18 protein-coding genes are annotated in these 25,018 nt (G+C 39.7%); 8 read left to right on the top strand and 10 right to left on the bottom strand.

From position 1 onward, the window contains the following. Positions 1-506: 506 nt before the first annotated feature. The 8 genes from KHS79_RS14435 to KHS79_RS14400 all read right to left on the bottom strand — a co-directional run bounded on the left by KHS79_RS14435 (position 507) and on the right by KHS79_RS14400 (position 10,429). A complete protein-coding gene (locus tag KHS79_RS14435) occupies positions 507-1,307 on the bottom strand; it encodes a transporter substrate-binding domain-containing protein (RefSeq protein ID WP_212719909.1) in 801 nt (266 codons plus the stop codon). 347 nt (positions 1,308-1,654) lie between these two features. Then, complete coding sequence (locus KHS79_RS14430) at positions 1,655-2,521, bottom strand: ABC transporter permease subunit (protein ID WP_212719908.1); 867 nt, start codon at positions 2,519-2,521, stop codon at positions 1,655-1,657. Between the two features lie 2 nt (positions 2,522-2,523). After that, positions 2,524-3,420, bottom strand: a complete 897-nt coding sequence (locus KHS79_RS14425) for an ABC transporter permease subunit (RefSeq protein ID WP_212719907.1) — start codon at positions 3,418-3,420, stop codon at positions 2,524-2,526. After that, the gene (gene potA, locus KHS79_RS14420) at positions 3,417-4,556 is read right to left on the bottom strand and encodes a polyamine ABC transporter ATP-binding protein (protein ID WP_027710058.1); all 1,140 of its coding nucleotides are present in this window, start codon (positions 4,554-4,556) and stop codon (positions 3,417-3,419) included. Before potA ends, KHS79_RS14425 begins: the two co-directional genes overlap by 4 nt. Before the next feature lie 235 nt (positions 4,557-4,791). Next, positions 4,792-5,907 carry an extracellular solute-binding protein gene (locus tag KHS79_RS14415; protein WP_212719906.1) on the bottom strand — a complete coding sequence of 372 codons (1,116 nt, stop codon included), beginning with the start codon at positions 5,905-5,907 and terminating at the stop codon, positions 4,792-4,794. A gap of 233 nt (positions 5,908-6,140) precedes the next feature. After that, on the bottom strand, positions 6,141-7,487 hold the full coding sequence (locus KHS79_RS14410) for a glutamine synthetase family protein (RefSeq protein ID WP_212719904.1): 1,347 nt from the start codon (positions 7,485-7,487) through the stop codon (positions 6,141-6,143). 223 nt (positions 7,488-7,710) lie between these two features. Then, positions 7,711-9,339, bottom strand: a complete 1,629-nt coding sequence (locus KHS79_RS14405) for a M12 family metallopeptidase (protein ID WP_212719903.1) — start codon at positions 9,337-9,339, stop codon at positions 7,711-7,713. 451 nt (positions 9,340-9,790) lie between these two features. Further along, positions 9,791-10,429, bottom strand: a complete 639-nt coding sequence (locus KHS79_RS14400; protein WP_212719902.1) for a LexA family protein — start codon at positions 10,427-10,429, stop codon at positions 9,791-9,793. 793 nt (positions 10,430-11,222) lie between these two features. Here KHS79_RS14400 and KHS79_RS14395 point away from each other — a divergent pair. Both KHS79_RS14395 and KHS79_RS14390 read left to right on the top strand, forming a co-directional pair. After that, positions 11,223-11,594 carry a Mor transcription activator family protein gene (locus KHS79_RS14395; protein WP_051311526.1) on the top strand — a complete coding sequence of 124 codons (372 nt, stop codon included), beginning with the start codon at positions 11,223-11,225 and terminating at the stop codon, positions 11,592-11,594. Positions 11,595-11,787: 193 nt separating this feature from the next. Beyond that, positions 11,788-12,054 carry a hypothetical protein gene (locus tag KHS79_RS14390; RefSeq protein WP_027708763.1) on the top strand — a complete coding sequence of 89 codons (267 nt, stop codon included), beginning with the start codon at positions 11,788-11,790 and terminating at the stop codon, positions 12,052-12,054. Positions 12,055-12,093: 39 nt separating this feature from the next. On the opposite strand, the gene KHS79_RS14385 is transcribed toward KHS79_RS14390, so the two are convergent. Continuing rightward, complete coding sequence (locus KHS79_RS14385; protein ID WP_212719901.1) at positions 12,094-12,996, bottom strand: TIGR01212 family radical SAM protein; 903 nt, start codon at positions 12,994-12,996, stop codon at positions 12,094-12,096. A 325-nt stretch (positions 12,997-13,321) separates the two neighbouring features. Between KHS79_RS14385 and KHS79_RS14380 the strand changes: the two genes are divergently transcribed. Genes KHS79_RS14380 through KHS79_RS14370 form a run of 3 tightly spaced genes read left to right on the top strand, consistent with a single transcriptional unit; the run spans position 13,322 to position 18,264 of the window. After that, on the top strand, positions 13,322-15,904 hold the full coding sequence (locus KHS79_RS14380) for a polynucleotide kinase-phosphatase (RefSeq protein WP_212719900.1): 2,583 nt from the start codon (positions 13,322-13,324) through the stop codon (positions 15,902-15,904). A 19-nt stretch (positions 15,905-15,923) separates the two neighbouring features. After that, positions 15,924-17,327, top strand: coding sequence for a 3' terminal RNA ribose 2'-O-methyltransferase Hen1 (locus tag KHS79_RS14375; RefSeq protein WP_212719899.1), 1,404 nt, complete (start codon positions 15,924-15,926; stop codon positions 17,325-17,327). Between the two features lie 25 nt (positions 17,328-17,352). Beyond that, complete coding sequence (locus tag KHS79_RS14370) at positions 17,353-18,264, top strand: nucleotidyltransferase domain-containing protein (protein WP_212719898.1); 912 nt, start codon at positions 17,353-17,355, stop codon at positions 18,262-18,264. Positions 18,265-18,618: 354 nt separating this feature from the next. Here KHS79_RS14370 and KHS79_RS14365 read toward each other — a convergent pair whose 3' ends face one another. Then, complete coding sequence (locus KHS79_RS14365) at positions 18,619-19,431, bottom strand: NPP1 family protein (RefSeq protein ID WP_212719897.1); 813 nt, start codon at positions 19,429-19,431, stop codon at positions 18,619-18,621. Positions 19,432-19,890: 459 nt separating this feature from the next. Here KHS79_RS14365 and KHS79_RS14360 point away from each other — a divergent pair, with 459 nt between their 5' ends. The 3 genes from KHS79_RS14360 to KHS79_RS14350 all read left to right on the top strand — a co-directional run bounded on the left by KHS79_RS14360 (position 19,891) and on the right by KHS79_RS14350 (position 24,987). Beyond that, entirely contained in the window at positions 19,891-21,669 is a 1,779-nt protein-coding gene (locus KHS79_RS14360) for a choice-of-anchor I family protein (RefSeq protein WP_212719896.1), read from the top strand. A 129-nt stretch (positions 21,670-21,798) separates the two neighbouring features. Beyond that, positions 21,799-23,115, top strand: coding sequence for a ComEC/Rec2 family competence protein (locus tag KHS79_RS14355; protein WP_212719895.1), 1,317 nt, complete (start codon positions 21,799-21,801; stop codon positions 23,113-23,115). Between the two features lie 231 nt (positions 23,116-23,346). Continuing rightward, positions 23,347-24,987, top strand: coding sequence for a Vps62-related protein (locus tag KHS79_RS14350; protein WP_212719894.1), 1,641 nt, complete (start codon positions 23,347-23,349; stop codon positions 24,985-24,987). Positions 24,988-25,018: the final 31 nt, after the last annotated feature.

Below are 25,018 nucleotides of genomic sequence, written 5' to 3'. Positions count from 1 at the left end.
CAGTATCCTAATCCGTCATCGTAAGCACCCACACGAATTACTTGATCATTTGTTAAAGAACTTTGGTTAAGCGCTGGTCTCAACCAAGGCCGGCTATTCTACTGCCTCGCCTTGTTTTGTCAAGCTGCGTGTTGAATTTTATTTCAACCTCAATCACAACCCAACTCGCCTCTCAGCGGCCGCGCATTCTAGCGCTTTCGATAACCTTGTCAATCCCCTGTTTTTCGCCATCCTACTGGACGACGTTTGACGCACATCAAAAGAGACTTACTCACCATCTATATTCGGTGAAACCCTCTGGGCGTCGGGACTTGAAAAGCGTTACCGCTGAAGAAGTGGTGCGCAGTATAAGCTATTTGTTGACTATGTCAATTGAATTCTTAACAAATCTTACATAAGAAGACAGGTGTAACTTCTTGGTCATGAAATACACCCACAAACAGCTGTGCAAAATTTAACCATATTAATATATTGTTACTTCTCAGCTTAGATGTAAGCAAAAAACATCATGTATCATTCACTGTAAGTTGAGTCTTTAAGCTTTTAGGCATAGGGATATTCCACTTATCATAAATCGCTTGTAGTTTACCCACCTTGAATAGTTCTTCGATCCTTGTATTAAATATCTTGATTAGATAACGAGAGTGGTCCCGGTTAACAAATGCAATAAAAGCTTCTTGCTCAGTTTCAAAGTCTGCGATCTCAAACCTTTCTTTGTCCAATAAGCCTTCATCAAATAATGCTTGGATTTTATAAGATTTATCAATCAAGAAGTGCACCTTACCAGTATCAACCAGCTCAACAGCTTCTTTATCTGTTTTGAACTCTCTTAACTTAAAGTTCCTTTTATCTTTTCCAATAAGGTTCATACCAACAGGCCAAGTCACAATTCTATGCTTAAGTAACGCTTTACCTGTCCACTTCCAAATAACCCGTTTTTTGTACACAACACTAATCTTTTCAGTATGAGTAGCATACTTGGGTAATAATAAGTCATAACCTGTCAGTTTTGGCTGAGCAATCAAGCCATCAAGCAGCTGGTATTTTTGGTCGGCAATTTTAAGTGCTCGAGCCGAAGGCATACTAAGGTGTTTTAATTCAATACCTAACGGCTCGTATATTGTTTTTAATAGTTCCCAATAAAAACCCGAACCATCTTTATTACTAAACTTATCTCTTTCAGGCGCGGCAACAGAAACGGATCTTAACGGTTGCTCTTTAACAATATTTACCAGCTCATTGGTCTTTTGAGCAGCAAACACCATTAGTGGCGCTGCGCCTAAAAGCATCAGAAGCCACTTTTTCATGATTTTCCCTCTAAGTCTAACCTTTACTGATAGACCAATTCCCCCATTATTAATTCATCCCTTATGAATAAGGTTATGCTCTGCATCACTAAATAAATTAAATTTTAGGACTCTAAAACACGGCACAGCCTTTTTATTAAAAACCTATTGATATTTGTAACAAACTGACACCTTTGACTAAAGTCATCAGCATTTTTTATTAATAGAAGGCAAAAAATAAATCTTCGCGTTAACTTATTTGATTATCTAAAAAACCACACCTGGGATTTTGGTGTGGTTATATTTTTTTTGTAGCCCAATTATTTTCTGTGGGTGTTTAAATAATCCAGTAACATGTTTAATTTAGCTCAACGTTGATTGGATAAATGCTTTGTCCAACTTTCTTCCTCTTCAACATGAAGTGGACTACGTCTTCTAGCTTCTGCTCTCCTTGCCAGCCACCATGCAATGAATGCCGCAAGAGACACTACAAGAATAAAGAGAGTGGCAAGTGCGTTTATTTTAGGACTAACACCCAGCCTGACCGATGAAAAAACCACCATAGGTAGTGTGGTAGAGCCAGGTCCTGAGACAAAGCTAGCTATGACCAAATCATCTAAAGAAAGCGTAAACGCCAACAGCCAGCCTGCAGCAATTGCAGGTGCAATAACAGGGATAGTAATGAGGAAAAACGTTTTAAATGGCGTTGCACCTAAATCCATAGCCGCTTCTTCGATAGAGGTATCCACCTCTCTTAAGCGTGACGATACAACAACTGCCACATATGCCGATGAAAAGGTCACATGGGCAATCCATATGGTTAGCATACCCCGCTCTACAGGCCAGCCAGTTAATTGAAACATAGCGACAAAAAGTAGCAGCAATGACAGGCCAGTGATTACATCAGGCATGACTAGTGGTGCTGTAATCATTCCACTAAATAGAGGCTTGCCTCGAAAACGGTGAAAACGTGTCATCACAAATGCGGCCATCGTGCCTAAAATAACAGCCATACACGAGCTAAAGAAAGCAATCCTCAAGCTCATCCAAACAGCCGACATAAGTTGATCATCCGCAAAAAGCTCTACATACCACTTGCCAGAAAAGCCCGCCCATACAGTAACCAGTTTGGAAGCATTGAAGGAATATAGAACAAGGATAAACATGGGTAGATAAAGAAATGCTAACCCCAAGCATAACACCACATTAGAAAACGTCAGTTTGCGGCTAGCCATATTCATCCTTCCATTTCTTTTGCTTGATGATGGTTAAAGTAAGCAATGGGAACACTCAAAATCGCCAACATGACAATTGCCAATGCAGCAGCAATAGGCCAGTCACGATTATTAAAAAACTCCTGCCATAGTACCTTACCAATCATTAATGACTCCGGTCCCCCCAACAGCTCAGGAATAACAAACTCGCCAACAACAGGAATAAAAACCAGCATTGAACCTGCAATGATGCCATTTCTGGACAGAGGTAATGTCACTTCAAAGAAGACTTTCCATGGCTTACAACCAAGATCTGATGCAGCTTCTAATAAACTATGATCGAGCTTGATGAGATTTGCATAGAGTGGCAAAACCATAAAAGGCAAGTAGGTATATACAATGCCTATATATACTGCAAAGTTAGTATTTAACATTGGCAATGGACTATCAATCAGGCCAAGCCACATGAGCAAGTTATTGATAAGTCCATTATTTTTTAAAATACCAATCCAGGCATACACTCGAATCAAAAAAGATGTCCATGAGGGTAACAGGATAAGTAACAACAGTATTGTTTGTGTACGCTGGTTGGCTCGAGCCATGGCATAAGCCATTGGATAGCCTATACACAAACAAGCCAGTGATGAAATAAAGGCAATTTTGACTGAGCTTAAATATGCTGACCAGTAAAGCTCATCCTCAGACAAAAAAACATAATTGCCTAAGTTTAATAAGATACTCAGAGTGTCATCAGCAAACTGAAAAATTTCCGAGTAAGGTGGTATGGCGACTTCAGCTTCAGAAAAGCTGATTTTAAGGACAATAATAAACGGTACAAAGAAGAAGAATAGCAGCCATAGAAAGGGAATACTTATAACCAGCGTTCTTCCATTTGGCAAAAAGCGTAAAAGATACTTCATGACGTCAACACTACCCCACTGCTGGACTCCCAACTTATATATACAGACTCATCCCATGTTGGACGTCCCATACTCCGTTCAGAGTTCGCCATCATAGACTGCACAATCATGCCAGAGGGTAGTTTCACATAATAAACCGAGTGCCCACCCAAATAAGCAATATCGTGGACGATACCTTTCGACCAGTTAAACTCTTGCTCAGGGCGCTCTTTGGTGATCAGCGTTTTTTCAGGCCGAACCGCCACATAAACTGTTCGCTCATCTAACGGTGCCATAATCCCGTGGTCAATATGGATAGCATTACTCAACTCTGCAGAGTTGATAATGACATGGTCGGCTTCTTCTTTGGTAATGGTTCCATTAAAGATATTCACCGAACCAATAAACTCAGCCGTCATCCGACAGTTAGGGGTTTCATAAATATCAACAGGTGTACCTACCTGGACAATCCAGCCATCATTCATAATGCCTATTCTTTCTGCCATGGTCATGGCTTCTTCCTGGTCGTGCGTAACCATAACGCAGGTCACGCCCACTTCTTCTAGAATAGTCACTACTTCGAGCTGCATTTGGGTGCGTAACTTTTTATCCAAAGCCCCCATGGGCTCATCCAGTAACAATAACTTTGGTCTTTTGGCCAGGCTTCTTGCCAAAGCAACCCGTTGCTTTTGTCCACCCGACAATTGATGGGGTTTGCGTTTTGCATATTTTTCCATATGCACCAAACGCAGTAACTCCTGAACACGCGCTCTTATGTCAGGCTTAGGTAGCTTGTCTTGCTTCAAGCCAAAAGCGATATTTTGCTCGACAGTCATATGAGGAAATAACGCATAAGACTGAAACATCATATTGATAGGCCGTTCATAAGGCGGCAATGCAGTAATATCTTGACCATCCAGAAAAATGCGCCCTTCCGAAGGCATTTCAAATCCTGCCAACATTCTTAGTAATGTTGACTTTCCTGAGCCTGAACCACCCAACAAGGCAAAAATTTCACCCTTCTTAATCGTCAAACTGACATCATCGACTGCAACCGTATCGCCAAACTTTTTCGTTAGCCGATCAAGCTTTACCAAAACTTCGTTGCGCTGGGCATGATTACCATTGGTATATGTGTTACCAGATGCAATAGACATTGAACTCTCCATTGCTGGATTACTATAGCCAGTACGAGTGCTTTTTAGGCAAGCCCATCGAGTAATGTAGCCCCAGGAGCTTATAAATAATAAGTGCCTGGGGTGAATAACGAAGATAAAAGCCTAAAACGCATTCGCGAAGGGTATACATCCAAAACTAAGAAAGGAGAGCTTTACTGGCTCTCCCCCTATACGTGTGTAACCTTAGCTTAATTGCTATTAAACAGGTGACACATCAGCGTCCCGATTTCACTCTCGTCCAAGACCGAGTAATGATACGGTTGATTTTTTTGGGTAATACGGCCGTCTTATATAAGTTTTTTCTGATATCGGGAGGAGGGTATATCCCAGGGTCATTCTTAATTTCTTCATCTACGTATTCATTCGCCACCAAATTGGGGTTGGCATAAGACACATAGTTGGTGATTTGAGCAATAGTTTCAGGCTCAAGCAAGTAATTCAAAAAAGCATAGGCTTCGTCTACATGCTTGGCATCTGCTGGGATTGCGAGCATATCAAACCACAACTGTGCCCCCTCTTTGGGGATAACATACTGAATAGCTATCCCATTGTTAGCTTCCTCTGCTCGATCCCGTGCTTGCAAAATATCGCCAGAAAAACCTATAGCCACACAGATGTCACCATTTGCTAAATCAGCAATATACTTGGATGAGTGAAAGTAGGTTACATAGGGACGAACAGCCAGAAGGAGTTCAGTTGCCTTGAGGTAATCAGCCTTATTGGTACTGTTGGGATCAAGGCCGAGGTATTTTAATGCAGTAGGAATGATTTCTAAAGGTGCATCTAAAAAACTTACACCACAGCGCGCCAGCTTTTCCATATTTTTGGAATTAAACACTAGATCCCAGCTATCTAATGGTACATCTGCGCCAAGCACTTCCTGGACTTTTTTTAGGTTATAGCCAATGCCCGTTGTGCCCCACAAATAAGGAATTCCATATTTGTTGCCAGGATCAGCACTTGCAGACACTTTAGCTAATAAAGCAGGATCTAACTTATCCAAATTAGGAAGCTTTGACTTGTCTAAAGGCTGATAAGCAGATGCTTTGATTTGATTAGCAAAAAACGGGTTGTCTGAAGGCACAACAATATCAAAACCTGAACTACCCGCTAATACTTTAGCCTCCAAAACCTCGTTGCTGTCATAGACATCATAGACAATTTTTATTCCCGTTCGCTCTTCGAAGACAGGAATCGTGCTTTGCGCTATATAATCATTCCAGTTGTATACATGTAACCTCGCCTTTTGTTGCTCCTCAGCTAAAAGACTAACGCTTTGTAATACTGTTACGGTACAAATCACTCCCCATGACACTAACTTCTTGATCATTAGCCGTCCTTATCTGGTTGAATGAACACAAACCTCTAAGTGTTTACTCGTAGCACACCATGTTGGGAAGGCTCGCTTCGCTTTGTAATCTCAGTGTAGAGTATGAAAAGACTCACTGCTTTTAATTGTTAATGCTAAGTTACTGACGCAACTCACCCTCAGAGATGTGTGTAAAGAGCATCGCCACAGCATAACATTTCATCAGGGTTGGTTAACATACATTAAACAAATACTTAAACTGTCATCAGTAAGTACTTTCGTTCCCAAGAACTTATAATCCGCTTAAAGTTTTCACTTTCAGCTTCTTTAACCGCTATATAAGCCCTGACAAACTTTTTACCTAACATTTCACATAATGGCTGGCAGTCTTCAAGCATCATAAGTGCATGTTCAAGACTTAGAGGTAAACGCATACTTTCTGAGTCGTATGCACTACCCTCAAAAGGCGCAGTAGGGTATAACCCTTCACTCATGCCCATGTAACCACACAGTAAAGAACCAGCGATGGCAAGATAAGGGTTTGCATCAGCCCCTGGTAGACGATTTTCAACACGCTTATTTTCCCCTTCTGAGTCAGGAACACGGAGTGCAACTGTGCGATTATCCACGCCCCATTCAACATTCACAGGCGCGGACTCCCCTGGTAAAAAACGCCGGTAAGAATTTACATTGGGGGCAAATAAAGGCATTGCTGAAGGCATATACTTTTGCAAGCCTGCAATATAGCCGTAAAAAAAATCTGTATTTTCCCCATTATCTCCAGTGAAGATATTACGTAACGTTTTCTGCTCATGAATACTTTGATGCACATGCATAGCACTACCAGGTTCATCGGATATAGGCTTAGCCATAAACGTCGCTGTCATATTGTGCTTTAAGGCAACTTCTCGCACAGTGCGCTTAAATAAAAAAACCTGATCTGCTAGCTCAAGCGGACTACCATGACGGAAGTTTATTTCCATCTGGGCTGTCCCCTCTTCGTGGATAAGAGTATCCACATCTAACTGTTGTGCTTCACAGTAGTCATAGATATCTTCAAACAGTGGATCAAACTCATTCACTGCATCAATACTGTAGGACTGTCTACCGGTTTCCTGACGACCCGAGCGACCAACAGGAGGTTCCAATGGGTGATCTGGATTAACATTCATTTGAGTCAAATAAAACTCCAGCTCTGGCGCAACGATTGGCTGCCAGCCTTTGCCGGAATACAGTTTAAGTACTTTTTTTAGTAAGTTACGCGGTGATAGCTCAATAAGATTACCTTTTTTATCATAAACATCATGGATAATTTGCGCTGTAGGCTCTAGCGCCCATGGTACAAGGTAGATAGCAGTCTCATCAGGCCGCAGCCTTACATCTACTTCTGCAGGGTCAATGACATCGTAGTACGGTTCTTCATCAAGGTAATCACCTGTTACCGTTTGGATCAGCACACTTTCAGGTAGTCGGACTCCCTTTTCTTTACAGAATTTATCTGCTGGCATAATTTTGCCGCGGGCAATACCAGTAAAATCAGATATAAGACACTCAACTTCCGTTATTTTATTTTTCTTTAACCATTGAACGACCGATTCCATACTTCAAGCCTATTTGATTAGAGTACATATCATTAATAACTTAGCTTATTCTTCTACTCGATGCAGAAAGCAACCGTCGTAAGCAGAAATGCTGACTGTACCCTTCACTGTAGCAACAACAACTTATAAAAAACCAGCCTTATAAGGCTGGTTTAGATTTCCTTACTAATACTTATTGCAGCTTCATTACACAGTATCGAGATTACAAAGTAAGATACCCATCTTAGAACACGCCTGGTAACAACAACGGTAAACTATAAAGCTGCTCTTTCTTAACAAAAAACCATTTTTGATTATTGCCACCGTGAAAATCCCATAAACCAAATTTCAGGGAGCTAATATAGTAATCCAACACTAAATCTCTATTTGCAAGATTTCGAATAAATTCTTTTTCTACTGCCCAACGGTTATTGTCATCATCTACACATTTTGCAGCAAAAACAATCTGTCCACGGCTTACTTCTGATACTTGTAAACAAACTTCCTTATCAACTTTTGAGCGTATAAAGCCATTAGTTTCAACAGACCATAACTGGTTTTTATCTGCCTGACAGTATACGGGCTTCACTGGAAATATTTTTCCATCATCAGATTTTTCTAGTGTTACGCAAGCACCTAAGGCCGAAACAATCATTGTGTATTTTTTATCAGGCCCAGGATCATTATCTTTCACTGTTAATTTGAAAACTGCACTAGTTTCCTCTCCCTGTTCATCAGCGGCTCTGATGGTTACCTTAGCAACACCTGTCATATCTTTGGCAGGCGCCATTACAATTAAACGCTGGCTTGGAGTATCACCTTTCTCAATTAAAATATTACTATCAGGTAGCAAAGCAAGATTATCTGACTGTGCTCCAATTTTAAGCTTTTCTACACCGCCATCATCGTAAAAATCTACCACTAAATCATAAACCTGATTTTTCTTAATTTCTGCACTACTGACTTTCATTTCAATTTTTGGTTTTTCGTTGGTCTCACTTGGATACATCCAATTAATTGTTTTAGCATCACTCTTCGTTAAGCCGTCATAATTACCTAAATCATCTAAAGGTATATTAGGGTCTTTAGGTGAAATTGTTGGCTGGTTTCTATTTTTGGCAAATGCCCAAGCATGGTAATGCATAACAGAATAATAATCATATGATGTGGCAGTCGTATCAGTATCAGACTGTTTTTGGAAGTTACCTTCCATACCACTTTGAATATTATTCCAATGAATGGTGACATACTTATCTCTATCTTTACGTGATTGCTCGTGATAAATCCCCAAAGCATGCATAAACTCATGTCCTACTATCGCACGAATTACACAACCATTGGTACTTAGCGACAGTCTTTGCGTTCCACCAAGCATACCCACGTAAGACCAACAACCTGATCCATTTTCGACAACAACTCTGTTTCGCTGTCGGCTATCTTCAACAAACTTAACATTGGTCATACCCTCAACATACTTTAATGCATCCCTTACCCTTTGACGGTATTGAGAGGGATAACTGCTATTAAACGAATAATATAAAATACCATTCGGCCAGCGAAGCCTAGTATTCGTTGAAGGTGCACCAGACTGAACATCTTCACTGCTCGACCAAGATTTAACCGTCCACGGAGCAATACCATTTTTTTGAATATCCTTGTGTTCACCAAGGATAATATCACCACCATAAATAGCTAAGCCATCAACAATATGATAGGTTACTCTTTCATCTGTACCCCTTATAAACGAAGTTGCAGTAGGTGCATTCAGCAGAACTAGCTCATTTCGCTCAAAAGAGTAAAGTGACGTAGAAAATAAAGTGATAATAACTGGAAGAATAAAACGCATATAGCATTTCAATGTCATATGAAGCATAAACTGTCTCCCTGTTTCATTAAATCCTTAACCCTATTTTACTTGAATAGTTTTTTGAGTTTCAGTATCACCTCTATAAAGCTTATATATCTGAATAACTTATTTCGATAATCACAATCAGCTTTAATATGCACTTTTATAACGTCGATTTTTTTGTTCAACAGGTATCAGTATAGATAGGATTTAATTGAGTAAAATTTTTATGTTGTAATTGAAGGTAAGAAAACTAAAGCAAATAGTTATATCTTTGTGGCATAGTTTTTAGACTTAGTTAATTTTATATTTCTATTAGTTAAAAATTATCTTTTAATTATTTAAGTAATAGGCTCTTAATATTGCTATAAAAATATTAGGGTATAAAACCATAAATAAAACAATTAAGGTAGCATTATGATGACCGAAAAGAGGCCTTATAAAGTCGATAAGGTACAACCAAAAACAACTTATAGTTTTAAGTAAACACTCGCCCAGCAAAAACGATGGTACCCACAACAGAACACGACTCTCCTTTAAAGGGAATAATCTTCTCAGGCCAGTCAGGATTCAGTGGCTTCAAATAACGCTGTCCACCTTCAATAATGAGCTGTTTAAACGTCGCCTCATTATGGTCATCTAACCGAGCAATGATAAACGAGCCACTACGGCAATCGACATTAGGGTCAACAAAAATTAAATCATCTTCATGAAACATAGGTTCCATACTGACCCCTTGAACTCTAAGCACAAAGGTATCGGCACTGCACTTAACAGGGCAACACAGCCGCTTTGCTTCGTAAAGCTCGACCTCATCAATGGGCTGCCATGCCCCCGCCTGGACCCAGCTCAATAAGGGATACCCATCCTCTATAGAGTTTACCGCCTGTGTTGTTCGCTGCGAATGCTTAAGCCAGCCAGGTGGATTGATGCCAAATTGCAGCCACTCAGGAGAGACCTTCAACACTTCTGCAAGTTTCCCTAGACAGCGAGGGTTTTGCGTTAAACCATCTTCAATCTTGTAAATAGCCGTCTGAGAGATGTTGATAGCACAAGCTAACTCATCCTGTGTCAGGGAAAAATGCTCCCGCGCTAATTTCACTCTTTCGCCAATCATAGTTATGCTGCCTAAAAAATATTCAACACATGCTTGTACGATCTCTTTCTGTATCCGTGTTATTTCTAAGTCACGGTACTATATATCCCATAGCCAGAGATACCCACAGCCAAGCAGTTATCAGGGTGCGCGCATACTACACCACATGTCCATTTTGTGACAATCATAGTAAACAACTTCCAGTTGATTATAACAACTTTTAGTTGTAAAATTGAAGACTTACAATGAAGCTCAAGGAGGTGAGAAAATTACGGGTATGGAGCATACCCAAAACCTGACTATACCCTCAAAGATGAATACTAACCAGATAAGGAGTGCAAACGTTTAACTTTTAGACAGTAACAACTATCAATACGCTCTTTAATAATTGTTTAAAACGTAGGAGGGATAATCTTGTTTTAAATTTACGTATAAAACAGTACTCAATGAGTATACCTAAAGTAATACAAATGAATTGAACTATAAAAAATTTTGACCTAATAGTAATACCTAGTTTGTACATATAACGCGTGATAACACACAAAGATGTGACTTAAAACGCTTTTGCCTGCAGTATTAGGTATGTTTTTTCCCTATAAGAGTTTATTAAGCCATGCAGGGCTCTTCACAAACAAAATGACCTATTGAATATTATACAATGAAGAGTTCAAAAGATGGCGTACTTCTTTCCCTTAGAGGAATCCATTCTCGCAAATAATGACTGGCTCTCCGCTGAAAAGGCGTAGCGAAACAAAGAACAACTTATAAATATTCTTTGCGAGTTTACAAAAGACTATCTTACTAGGAATAACAAATGAACACACAAACTTTATACGAAACAGAGTTACCAGGATTTCTAAAAAACGCTGCCAATATCATAGGATTAGATGCCACCCTTACGTTAGCACAACGCTTAGGCGGTGCCAGGGTTTACATTCCCCATGATGCAAGACCTGACCATCCTCTTTCACTGGCTATAGGCCATGAAAGTGCAAAGCTTCTCTGTGAACATTTTTCAGGGGAAACCGTTGAACTACCTCGCAAATCCATTTTTATACGATCACGCAATGCTCTGATTAAAAAGTATCATGGCGACGGCTACTCAATTGATAGATTAGCATTAACATTTGGTATTACACGACGTCATGTTTACAATATTTTGTTCGAGAACTATAAGAAGCACTAACCTCTCCTAACTTTATATAAAGGCTGTCAGTCAAAATTTGGCTGACAGTATTCGTTTTTCATTTCTCTTACAAAAAAAATTGAAATTTTTCACCTACCAGCCTCTTCTACTATTCACTACTCTACTAATGACTACACCCTTAGTACACAGTTTTGAGGTGTAAGCAAAAATGTAAGACTATTTGGAGAGCAACATGCAGCCACATACAATACCGCATGGACACTGGCAGCTTGATAAAACAGTCAATATGACTCACATAATCAGCACTGTGACCGTTATTATTTCATTATTTGTTTGGGGGGGAACAATTGACAAGCGAATTGACCAAAACAGCCAAAATATACAACATATTACTGAACTTATTGCGCTTGAAAAAAACAGGGTGAATGAAATCACAGAAGATATTAAAAATGATATACGGTCATTAAATGATAAAACCGATCGACTCATTCGACCATAACTTAATTCGCCAACTTGTGTTTTCAAAAATGAAATAATATTAAGTTAATCCACTGCCTTGACCTCCTTTTTCATTAAGATGTTTAACAATTTGATTAATGACTGGCCAGCGATTATTACACCACTCAGGTGCTAATAATGTTGGCCGTTTTGCCGTTGCTGATACTCGATGAAAAACTATTTCTTTAGGCGTATGGCGGATCATTTCTGCAGCAATCTCTGCATACTCATCAGCAGTCAGTATTGATAACAATCCATTTTTCCACTGCTTAGCCATTTGACTCCCCTTAACAATCATTAAGGGATGTAACTTTAACCCTTCACAACCTAAGTCAATTACTTTTGCCAATGTGTCAAAGCTCTCTTGAGCAGTTTCACCAGGCAAACCTACAATCAAATGCGTACAAATATTAAGCTCATACTGTTGTATTCGTTTAACGGCATCAACATAGGCTGCAAAATTATGCCCTCGGTTAATACGCTGCAATGTCATATCGTTTGCAGTTTGTAAGCCAAGCTCTAACCAAACTTCATAACCTTGTTGTTGATAACTTGAAAGTAATGACAAAACACTTTCAGGAAGACAATCAGGACGTGTCCCAACACATAAACCAACAATATTGTTGCTCTGTAATGCCTCTTCGTACATTTGTCGCAGAGCTGACACTTCAGCATAGGTATTCGTATAAGCTTGAAAATAGGCTAAATATTTTTTAGCTCGCACATTTTCTTTTGCAGAGCTTAACTGCTCGCTTATATTTTTATTTGTCTTTACTTCACTATTAAATGAAGCATTATTACAAAATGTGCAACCACCAATGCCCAGGGTTCCATCACGATTTGGGCAGGTAAATCCAGCATGAATTGACAGTTTATGAACCTTCTCATTAAAACGCTGGCGTAGATACTGGCCAAACGTATAAACGTACTGATCTAACTGCATGTAGTTTTCCAAAGAGGTTATCGCTAAATAAAAACACGCTATGATACAGAGAACCGAAAAATTTAGTTTGACCTAAGACACTTTGATTAGACTATCTAAATAGTTATTATTCTATTTATTTAGATAGAATCATGTTTATTTCAAAGAGGCTTCCAAACCAATAACTCATTCAATATCAATAAGTTATAAACATGGCATAGAATTAGCAAAATCGTGCTTACACTTTTAACTGGCGACAATACTTTTACACAGTTAGTAGTAGCACCTAACGCTCACAGAGTGGGTTAGGCCCTGCTCAAGATGTTTAATAAATGATAATTCGCTAATGACCACAATAATGACAGAAAAAGAAATACAAATACCTGAAGTTGCATTAATTTTACTGGTAGGTACTTCAGGTGCAGGAAAAAGCACCTTTGCTCGCAAACATTTTTTATCGACAGAAATAGTATCCTCAGATGTTTGCCGAGGCCTCGTCTCTGATGACGAAAATGCACAAGATGCCTCGGCAGATGCCTTTGATGTACTTCACCTCATTGCAGAGCGTAGATTACGTCGTGGACTGCTGACGGTAGTCGATGCTACAAACGTTCAAGAATCAGCACGACGTTCTTTACTTCGAGTCGCTCGCAAACAGCATTGTTTAGCCCAGGCTATTGTTTTGGATATTGCTGAATCCACTTGTCTAGAACGCAACAAAACACGTCCAGACCGTGATTTTGGTCCTCATGTCATTCGTAATCAAGCCCGTCAGTTGAAGCGTTCAATGCGCCAACTCAAACGAGAAGGTTTTTCACAGGTCCATATTTTAAAAAGCGAAGAAGAGATCAATCAGGTTAGTTTCAAGCGCATTCCGCTGTGGACCAATAAAAGAAACGAGACAGGTCCCTTTGACATTATTGGTGATATCCACGGTTGCTTTGATGAGTTAGTCACGCTATTAACAAAGCTGGGATATCATGTAGATCAAAATACTGCAGATTCTGCTTATCCTTATTCAATTACTCCCCCCTCTCAACGCAAAGCTATTTTTGTCGGAGATCTTGTTGATCGTGGCCCGAAAAACCCTGAGGTTTTGCGCTTAGTCATGTCAATGGTTCACCAAGGACATGCGCTGTGTGTAAGTGGTAACCATGATGACAAGCTCAAGCGTAAGCTGGAAGGCCGGCAAGTAAAAGTAAATCATGGCTTAGAGCAAACACTGGCCCAATTAGAAAGCGAGCCAGAAGCATTTATACAACAGGTTTCCAGCTTTTTAGATGGCTTAATAAGCCACTACGTTCTGGACAATGGTCGTTTAGTTACTGCTCACGCAGGCATGAAAGAACACTATCAAGGCCGAGCCTCTGGGACTGTACGCGCTTTTACTCTCTACGGTGAAACCACTGGAGAGACCGATGAATATGGGTTACCTGTTCGTTATGAGTGGGCAAATGACTACCGGGGTAAAGCACTTGTCGTCTATGGACACACCCCCACTATTGAGCCTGAGTTCTTCAATAATACAATCTGTATTGATACCGGATGTGTTTTTGGTGGCAAGCTAACAGCGCTTCGTTATCCAGAACGAGAGCTTGTCAGTGTTCCAGCGTCACAGGTTTATTACGAACCTTCTCGCCCTTTATTTGAAGAGCAAGATACACGCTCCCTGCAACATCGTCATGATGATGTACTGAACATCAGTGATGTACAGGGTAAGCGTTTTATTACCACCCCTCTGCGTAACAAAATTTGTATTGAAGAGCAGTACGCGGCTGCCGCGCTGGAAACCCTTAGCCGCTTTACCGTTAACCCGAAGTGGATAAACTACCTACCCCCTACCATGTCACCAGCACATGCGAGTGAAGAAGCTGACTTATTAGAGGATCCACAACAAGCGTTGGATTATTTCCAACAGATGGAAGTGGAAACTGTAATTTGCCAGGAAAAGCACATGGGATCGCGTGCGATTGTGCAAATTTGTAAAACACCCGATGTCTCTCGTCGGGTATTTGGTATTCAAAGTGAAGCTATTGGTTGTTGTTATACACGGACAGGACGGCGATTTTTTAATGATGACACATTAGAGCAAACATTTTTACTTGAGGTTCAACAAGCCGTCACAAACGCAGGCCTGTGGGATACACTCAAGACTGACTGGTTGACCCTTGATTGCGAACTGATGCCCTGGTCATTTAAAGCATCAGAATTAATCCGCCAGCAATATGCCGCTGTAGGTTGTGCAGGAAATAATGTTTTACCTGTCGCCAATCTGCTCCTTGAGCAAGCAGCATTAAGGGGTGTTGATTTAAATGGCTTAAACCAACGCATTGCAACACACCATCAGCATATCAGTGGCTTTAGACAAGCTTATCAACAATATTGCTGGTCAGTAACTGAAGTGAATCAGCTAAAACTAGCGCCTTTTCATATTATGGCCAGTGAAGGTGCAATGCATACCGATAAAAATCACCAATGGCATATGGCGCATATCAGTGATCTGGCTAAAGCCAGTAAAGGCCTTATTCAAGCGACTGATTATCGCATTATTCATCCTGCAGAAGAACATGAGTGCCAAGCAGTCACCCAATGGTGGCAGAGCCTACTCGAAAAGGGATCAGAAGGCATTGTGATCAAACCCATGGACTTTGTCTGTCACACCAATGTGGGCTTGGCTCAACCTGCATTAAAAGTACGTGGCAAAGAGTATCTGCGTTTAATTTACGGTCCCAACTATGATGCCCCTGAAAATTTGGTTCGCTTAAAGAAACGAGGATTAGGTAAAAAACGTCGTCTTGCAATTAAAGAGTTTTCATTAGGACTAGCAGCCTTACAGCGCTTTGTAGGTCAAGAGCCTTTACGGCGTGTGCATGAATGTATTTTAGGTGTGATTGCACTGTCTGCAGAACCAGTTGATCCACGTTTATAAGCCTGTTGGAGCGTTTACAATGTTATTAACCTTATCCTTACAAAGTGATCCTGAAAACAATATTAAAGCGACAGACTTGAGCTACCTATTACATAAAAGTCCAGATCGTATCCACAGCTTTTCATTAAGTCACAATACTGCGCATGTCTTCTATCCTCAGTATGATGAGGACCAATGCCAGGTCGCTCTTTTACTTGAGGTGGATGCTATTGGCTTAGTCCGGACCTTTCGAGGACCAATGTCATCCAAACAACTTACTCACTATTTAAATGATCGCCCCTATACAGCTAATTCTTTTATGAGTGTGGCCTTGGCAAGAGCCTTTCGTTCTGCCATGGGAGGTCGCAGTAAAGAGCGTGAAGCACTAGTGGACAGCAAACTTCCATTAACAGTTCATATCCCGGTATTACCCTGTCGAGGAGGACAACCTGTTTTAGAAAAGTTGTTTTCTCCACTTGGTTATGAAATTTCTGCAGAACCTATTGCCCTCGATAATCAATTTTCAGAATGGGGTCATAGTCATTATTATCAGGTCACATTAAAAAACAAATGTCGTTTAGTCGATTTACTTTCTCATTTATATGTTTTAATGCCCGTGCTTGATAACGACAAACACTACTGGGTAAGTGCCGACGAAATTGAAAAATTATTATTACGCGGGGGTGATTGGTTAGCGCAACATCCCGCTAAAGAATTTATATCATTACGTTATTTAAAGCATAAAAAGCACTATGCTCAAATTGCTTTGGCTGCATTGGCACCAGAACAAATTGATGCAGAGGAAAAAGCCGATCAAGCTGAAGCCGAACTTGAAAAACCACTGACACTAAATCAACAACGACAGCAAAAAGTAATTGATACCTTACTTGCCCATCAGGTCCAATCCATTCTTGATTTAGGTTGTGGCGAAGGTAAATTAATGAAGTTACTGGCAAGCCATGCGCAATTTAAATCTATCGTTGGTGTTGATGTTTCATCCCAAGCTTTAGATCGTGCCAGTAGCCGACTTCGCCTAGAACATTGGTCCGAAAGACAACAGCATCGTATACAGCTTTGGCATGGCTCTGCATTCTACAGTGATTCCCGCTGGACTTCATTTGAGGCCATTTGCTGTATAGAAATGATTGAGCATATGGATGAAGACCGACTCGAAGCATTTATTGAAAATGTCTTTAACATTGCACAACCCAAACTGATCATCATCACCACTCCTAACCAGGAATATAATGTAGTATTTGGTTTATCTGAAAACCAACGAAGACATAGTGATCATCGCTTTGAGTGGACACGAACAGAATTCACAACATGGTGTCAGTGCATTGTGGATAACTATGATTATCAGGTAATGCTTGAAGGCATTGGAGCCAATGACCAAAGCTACGGTTATCCAACACAAATGGCCGTATTTACACGCAGTACATAATTTACCCATAGCGAAGAGTCAGCTTATGAGCAGTACAACCCAGCAATTAATGAAAAAAAACCTGCTGCCGGGTATTCCTCCATTTTTAAGTGACGCAGTACATTACGAAGTCATCATGGGCTCCATGGCCTATGGTGTTTCAAATGATAGTTCCGATATGGATGTATATGGATTTGCGATCCCACCTAAATCAGACATATTTCCTCATTTACGCGGCGAAATTCCAGGCTTTGACCTAGCACAACCAAAGTTTCAACAGTATCAGCAACACCATATTTATGATTCATCCGCATTAGGTGGACGTGGTCGAGAATACGATCTGACCATCTATTCTATTGCTAAATATTTCCGCTTACTTATGGATAACAACCCAAATATAGTGGATAGCTTGTATGTTCCAAGAAACTGTATTTTACATAGTACAGCCGTGGGCGAACGAGTTCGGGAACAACGCAAACTGTTTTTACACAAAGGGTGTTGGGCAAAATTTAAAGGTTACGCTTATGCCCAAATGCATAAAATGAAAACTAAACAACCTGAAGGCAAACGCGCCAAAATGGTTGAACAATATGGTTACGACGTTAAATTCGCCTATCACGTTGTCCGCTTACTCTTAGAAGTAGAACAGCTTCTTATTGAACAAGACATGGACTTAACCCTTCATAAAGAACAATTAAAAGCAATTCGGCGTGGCGAGTGGGATATACAACAAGTCGAAGAGTTTTTTATTAAAAAAGAACAGCATTTAGAACAATGTTACGAACAAAGTAAGTTACCCTTTAAAGCTGATCAAAGTGCTATTCGACAACTATTACTAGAATGTCTAGAAATGCATTACGGCAGCCTTAGTGAGTGTATCAGACAGCCGGGTTTAGCCGAAGCCACGCTGGACCAAATACAACTGCTTATAAATCAGTATCAGCAGCGAATAAAATAAGTCTGCTAGCTTTTTACCCCCCTCCTAGCCTCCCCCTTTGAAAAGGAGAGGAACTAATTGGGCTTACCTGAAACCAAAGATGCCTTATGCTTGCACGATCTCCTCCCTCTCCTTGGTAAGGGGAGGGTTGGGGTGAGGTTTGTGGTTTTATACTGCAAGCATCTTATTTGCCCGCTAGCTTTTTAACCCCCTCCTAACCTCCCCCTTTGAAAGGGGAGGAACTGATGGTGCTTTACCCGAAACAAAAGTTGTCTGCTGCTTGCACGACCTGCCCCCTCCCCTTACAAGGGGAGGGTTGGGGAGGGGTTAGCTAAAAGGCTGCCGCAAATTTTAGGGTATTAATATATTAAAAGGTTATCCTTTATGATTTGGATTAGACGCTTCAATATCCTGTTCTGAGAAAAGTGGATACCCATCAGGTCGATTATCATTTAACCTTGTTCTGAAGTTACTATCTTTTAAAGGAATGGTCGCTTTTCCATAATCAAAGCTATTTAATTTATTGCGCATTTCTCGATTAACAATACCATCCCCCACCAATTCGTACCAACTCACTATAGTGGGTGTCACAAATTGACCATAAGGGTTTTCAGCAATTTCATTCGACTTTGCAAAACGCATTGCATGTGTAGAAATACCATCTTTATGATAAACAAACTTCACATGAGTCCCTTCAAAAGGTGCGTTTGAAGCTGGCTTTGTATATAATTTTCCATGTGCACTGTAACTTGCATGGGTGATTTTACCGTTGGTCGTCCAAATAGCGACATGCTCCCAATCATGACGATGACCAAAAACATCTATCCACGCGGCTACCTGATCTTTTTCAAAATATAATGCGTAAAAATGACCACAAAACTGATCCTTGCCTGAAGTGGTGCAAGCATATCGATGAAGTGTATTTGAAGTATTTAGAAAATTATTGTCATCACAACCTTCGGCTAGTCCACCCGAATTTTTTAAACCTGGGTTTTTTCGTCCATCTCGACTTATACCTGCTGCAGGAAGGCAACCATCGGTATCAAAGTCAAAAACAGGCTCTTGAGTGTTTATAATATTATTAGCAGGAACTGCTTGATCAAGCTTATTAAAGTCATCCGCATGCGTCATTGTCACTAACAACACACTTATTGCAACAGGAATATACGATGCAGCTTTAATCCTCATTTAAAAGGTTCCTTTGTAAACGATGAGCTATAATTCAAAGGCTGTAGTTATTATTCTTATTATAAAAATAAATTTAATACTAAGTTTGCAGACGCAAATTATATTATCGCATCCATGACCAAACTACATTATAGGCACATTTACAAACAAGATATAAAGAGTATCAAGATGTATATTATTTTATAGTTTATTCATTCAACACCTATGTAGCCACTTTTATTGTAATAGCACAAATACATTTACAGCCTCATTAAGCTAAAATGGAAATCATTACTTTTTTACCATTTACATAGTTATTGTAAACGAATTAAAGCAACAAAAATGATTACAACTAATTACTTGATCAAAGCAAACAAGTAAAAAAGAAAATAACACCAACAAATTATCGTCAACATGTAACAATTTAATTACAAAATAGCATTATTCTTTTATCACCTTCGTTACAAGGAAACCGCTTTTGTGAAAACACAACTACAGTCCATACTAGCAATATGTTTAACAACTACATATATTAGTTCATGCGCTTCAAATGACTCACAACCCATCAAAAAACTAGAAATTGACTGTCGTACATCTCAACCTTCAGCACAAAGCAAAGCACCTGTTAGTGGTTTAACGTTAATAGGAACATCAATCGCTGATGCTGATTTTGCCACCTCAGCAGCAGAGATTGTCAGCTATGATAGCTGTACAGATAAACTTTATGTAGTCAATGCCCAAGCCGAGCAAGTAGATATCATAAGCTTAAATGATCAAGGCAAGCCTTATTCTACAGGCGTGATAAATCTACAATCAGCAGGTAAGCATGCTGGCATTAAAATTGGTGCTGCAAATAGCGTTGCAACGCATCAAGGGCTGATTGCTGTTGCTATTGAAAATGCAAATAAACAGGCACATGGCATTATAGGTTTATATCGCTCAGATACTCTAGCATTGATTAATACATTTCCTGCTGGTGCACTGCCTGATATGGTCAGTTTTTCAAAAGATGGTCGCTATATTGCTACTGCCAATGAAGGGGAACCAAGCTCAAACTATCAAGTAGATCCAGAAGGGAGTATTACGCTAGTCGATTTAATCCATGGACCACTGAATGCGGAAATAAAACAAATTAACTTTAAAGCATTTAATAAAGCTAACTCTCGTAATCATGAGCTACCAAACACTGTTCGTATTTCTGGCCCCAATGCTTCTGTTGCTCAAGACCTTGAACCAGAGTATTTAACATTTACTGATAACGGAAAGCTTTTCGTTTCATTACAAGAAAATAATGCACTGGCTAAAATTGATGTAGAATCAGCTCAGATCGATGCTATTTTAGGTTTGGGTCGTAAATCATGGGCATCCTATGGGTTAGATGCATCTAATAAAGATAATGTCGCAGGCCATCTTAAATATTACCCACAGCTTGAAAGCCTATATATGCCTGACAGTATTGCCAGTTATACGGTTAATGGCAAAACATACATTGTAACAGCCAATGAAGGTGATGGACGAGAGTATGGTTTTACCACCACTCAACACGTATGTGATCAATTAAGCTATTCCTGGGATAGTGAGGATTTCAATGGCACAGATGATTACACCACTAAAGAAGGTTTTTGTATTGCTCACTCTGATGAAATACGTGGCAAAGAACTGAATATCGCGAAAGACCACCCTTTAGCCAAAGCACTTAAAGATAAGAAAAAACTCAGCCGACTCAAGCTTGTTAAATCCAATAAAAAAATTCCTGCAAGCAAACCAATAGAATTATTTGGTGCTCGTTCTTTTTCCATTTGGGATGAACATGGTCAGCTTGTTTATGATAGTGGAGATGACTTCGCAAAAATTGTTCTAACCAGCGAAAAACAGCACTTTAATAGCACTAATGACAACAATGATAGCGGTGATGACCGTAGTGATGATAAAGGTGTCGAACCCGAAGCTATTGAAGTCGCTTATATTAATGGTCGCCACTACGCATTTATTGGTTTAGAACGGCAAGGAGGCATCATGATTTACGATATTTCTAACCCTGCAATGGCCAAATTTATTACTTATGTTAATAATCGTAACTACCAAGAAAGTGTTTGTACAAAAGTTGATGATGGCGAATGCGATAACGGCATTTATAACCCTAAAGCCGGAGATCTTGGTCCAGAATCAATAGAATACTTCCAGCGCAATGGGCAACATTTTCTTGCCGTTGGTAATGAAGTAAGCGGTACTACCTCTGTTTACCAAATTAATCTTTAGTTTTATTTTAGTCTTTTTTGAATAAGAAATAATTAATACACAAAAAAATGGGAGAAATAATATTATTTTCCCCCATAATAACCTATTTGGGATAACAGAGCCCTTGCTAGGGATAAGAAGTATTTTAAAATGACTTGTGCACGTAATTTTCTTTATATTATCAGCAGCATTCTGGCTATTTTTTCACCCGCCATAATAGCTAAAACCGTAAATTCAAACTTAGTAGGTAAAGATTTACCAAAATGGCAATCAGGGTATTTAGATATTCATCATATTAATACAGGGCGTGGCGATGCAGCGTTTATTGTTTTTCCTGACAGTACGACATTATTAATTGATGCAGGGGATATCTCTGAGTCTCGACCTCGAACCTTAACAGCAAGAAACGCAACGCTTGTACCAGATGATTCAAAGACAGCTGGAGAGTGGATTATTGACTACATACGTCAGTTTCATCCAAAAAAGGAGACAGCCAACTTAGATTATGCTTTGATCACACATTTTCACGAAGATCATATGGGTGAAATTGATGAAACCTCTAAGCAGTCAAAGCTTGGTGACTTTCAGGTTACTGGTATAACAGAAATTGCTGAGTCTATTCCCATAGTTACTTTGATTGATAGAGCCTATCCTGGTTATTCATTACCAGAACCTATGCTATCTGAAGCCTATAAGAACAAAATGTATTATTCTCAAGACCTTGATGATCAATCTTTTATGAAAACCATGGAAGCTTATTGGCATTTTATTGCTTGTCATAAGAAACAAGGTATGCAGATACAAAGTATTGATGTCGGCTCAAAACAGCAAATCAAGCTGAAAAATCACCCTAATAAATACCCTGAATTCTCAGTGACTAATATTCATGGTAATGGAAAAGCATGGACAGGATGGAACAATACAACATTTTCACTGTTTGATGATGGAAAAATACCAGGAGAAAACAATCTAAGTATAGGCATTCGTATAAGTTATGGGCAGTTTGACTATTATACTGGAGGTGATATTTCAGGTAATGATGACTACGGCTCTCCTAACTTTTCCAGTGAAGAAGCCAAAGTAGCTCCAGTTATCGGTCCCGTCGATGTTGCTACGCTCAATCATCATGGTAATAGTGACTCTCAAAGTACCTTCTTTGTTCGGACTATTCGCCCTAAAGTCTGGATTCAGCAAAGCTGGTCATCTGATCACCCCAGCGATGAAGTATTAAGCCGTATCTCATCAACATCACTTTATCCTGGAAAGCGTTATATTTTTGCAAACAACTTGTTAGCCGCAACGAAGAATGTCATTGGTTCTAAAGTAAGCAAAGCTTACAGTTCAACCCAAGGACATATTGTTGTTAGAGTCTATGAAGCAGGAACAAAATACCAAGTTATTCTATTAGATGATTCAACAATTGAACGGAAAGTAACTGCAGTGTTTGGACCATTTGAGTCGAGATAATTTGCTGACTGTGATAACGATACCCTGCCAGTCTTATCCCAGTAGACTCATTCGTTATCCCAGCAAGCTTTTGTTTTATCCCAAAACCAATGACTTAATCCCAAACTATTAGATTTACCCTAGTCCGCAGGATAGAGTGGTAAACATATCGAAAAGCGATAATAACGTTTTTCTATAGTAAGCTTCATTTTCAGTTTAATTATCGGACCTCATAAAATAGGGATAAATTTTATGAACAAAATACTTACGTTTACTGCTCTTGTCGCCTGTATTAGTGCAGCAGCCACAGGTTACGCCAATAATGACCCAACAGCTAACTCCTTAGAAATAAAGTACGTCAACGAATATGACTTAGTATGGTGGGACAAAGGCTCTGGGGGGGATCATGATGGCAGCTATTACAGCCCTAAACCACCGGCTGGTTATTACCGGCTAGGTCATTATGGACATGGCGGATATGGTCATCCTACTGAAGCATCTGTTGTCGTTAAAGCGTTGAAGCCAGGCTTGTTAGAGAGACCCGTCAGCTATTCTAGAATATGGAAAGACTCTGGTTCAGGGGCAGATTGGGACGGCTCTTTTTGGCAACCAAATCCACCCAATGGCTACAAATGCTTAGGTACCGTTGTTAGTCGACACCATGGTCAGCCTTCTCTAGATGAAGTACGCTGTGTTAAAAGTGATCTTGTCGTTTCAGGTAAGCTAGGTGGTTGGATTTGGGATGATAGTGATACGGGGGCAGATGATGACTTTGGCTCCTGGAAAATTGTGGCTAATGATGCAAATGGCATCAGTGTTAATTCATTTGTAGGTAATAATAGTCACTCTGCACCTGGCAGCAGTCCATTATTTTACGTACTTAAAAAGGCTTCAATATTAGCAGCAAAATTATCACAGGCTGAAGTAACAAATTTGATTAAAAAACATGGACCGATTTTATACCTGCACCCAGATGAAAGGTATAAGCTGGACTCTCCTTTTAGATACATCAATCAAGCATATCTGGTTAACTCTAAAGGTAATAAAATAAAGACTTCAACTGATACCTTTAAAGCCAACTATGACTACATAAAAGCAGCAGGTAACATTAATAGCAATGTTAAAGATAACATCTGGTTAGAGCCGGCTAATGGCGATGCATCAAGACCCGGAGACTTAAATGCCGCTAAAGCCATTGTGCACATCAAAGATACCATACCAGGTTATACCGACATTCAATTCTGGTACTTTTACGCATACAATGGACCAGGCACTGCCAAAGTGAGATTTGGAGAAATCTATAACCATACTGGTGAATTAAAACCATTTGGCGAGCATACTGGTGATTGGGAGCACGTAACACTTCGTTTTGATAATAGCAATAAGTCGCTAACCTCCGTATACCTATCTCAGCATAGCTATGGTGAACAAAGAGCACCAAATCAACTTGAGTGGGATGGTAGCCATGTCGTTATTTATTCTTCAAAAAATGGCCATGCCAGCTATGCTTCGCAAAGTGATAATGATCATAGAGTACTACACAAGTGTATCCAGGAAATCTTCGGCCACTGTGTTGGACACCTAGATGTAGACCTTAAAAACTATACCGCCAAAGGTAACCGCTTTAATACATATGAAGATGGTAAATACCATATTGTAAACTATACACCTACTAATTGGGCTGAAATGGAGTTTAGATGGGGACCTGTCAAAGATGTTCATATGACTATTGAACAGGCTGAAAAAGTAGCAAGAGACTTCTTTGGACCTTTCATAGGTGGATCTCCTGCAGCTTCAATTGGTGCAGCGTTGTTCTCTAAATTTTATAAAGAGAATCAAGGTGGTCCAACTAACATTGGAACCAAAGGCGATTGGAGTAATAATGAGTTTTAAATGACTCAATTAAGTACTATAAAATAGTTGA

This window comes from Zooshikella ganghwensis (assembly GCF_018263875.1).
Taxonomy (GTDB): Bacteria; Pseudomonadota; Gammaproteobacteria; order Pseudomonadales; family Zooshikellaceae; genus Zooshikella; species Zooshikella ganghwensis.
This window is presented reverse-complemented; position numbering and strand designations above follow the sequence as displayed.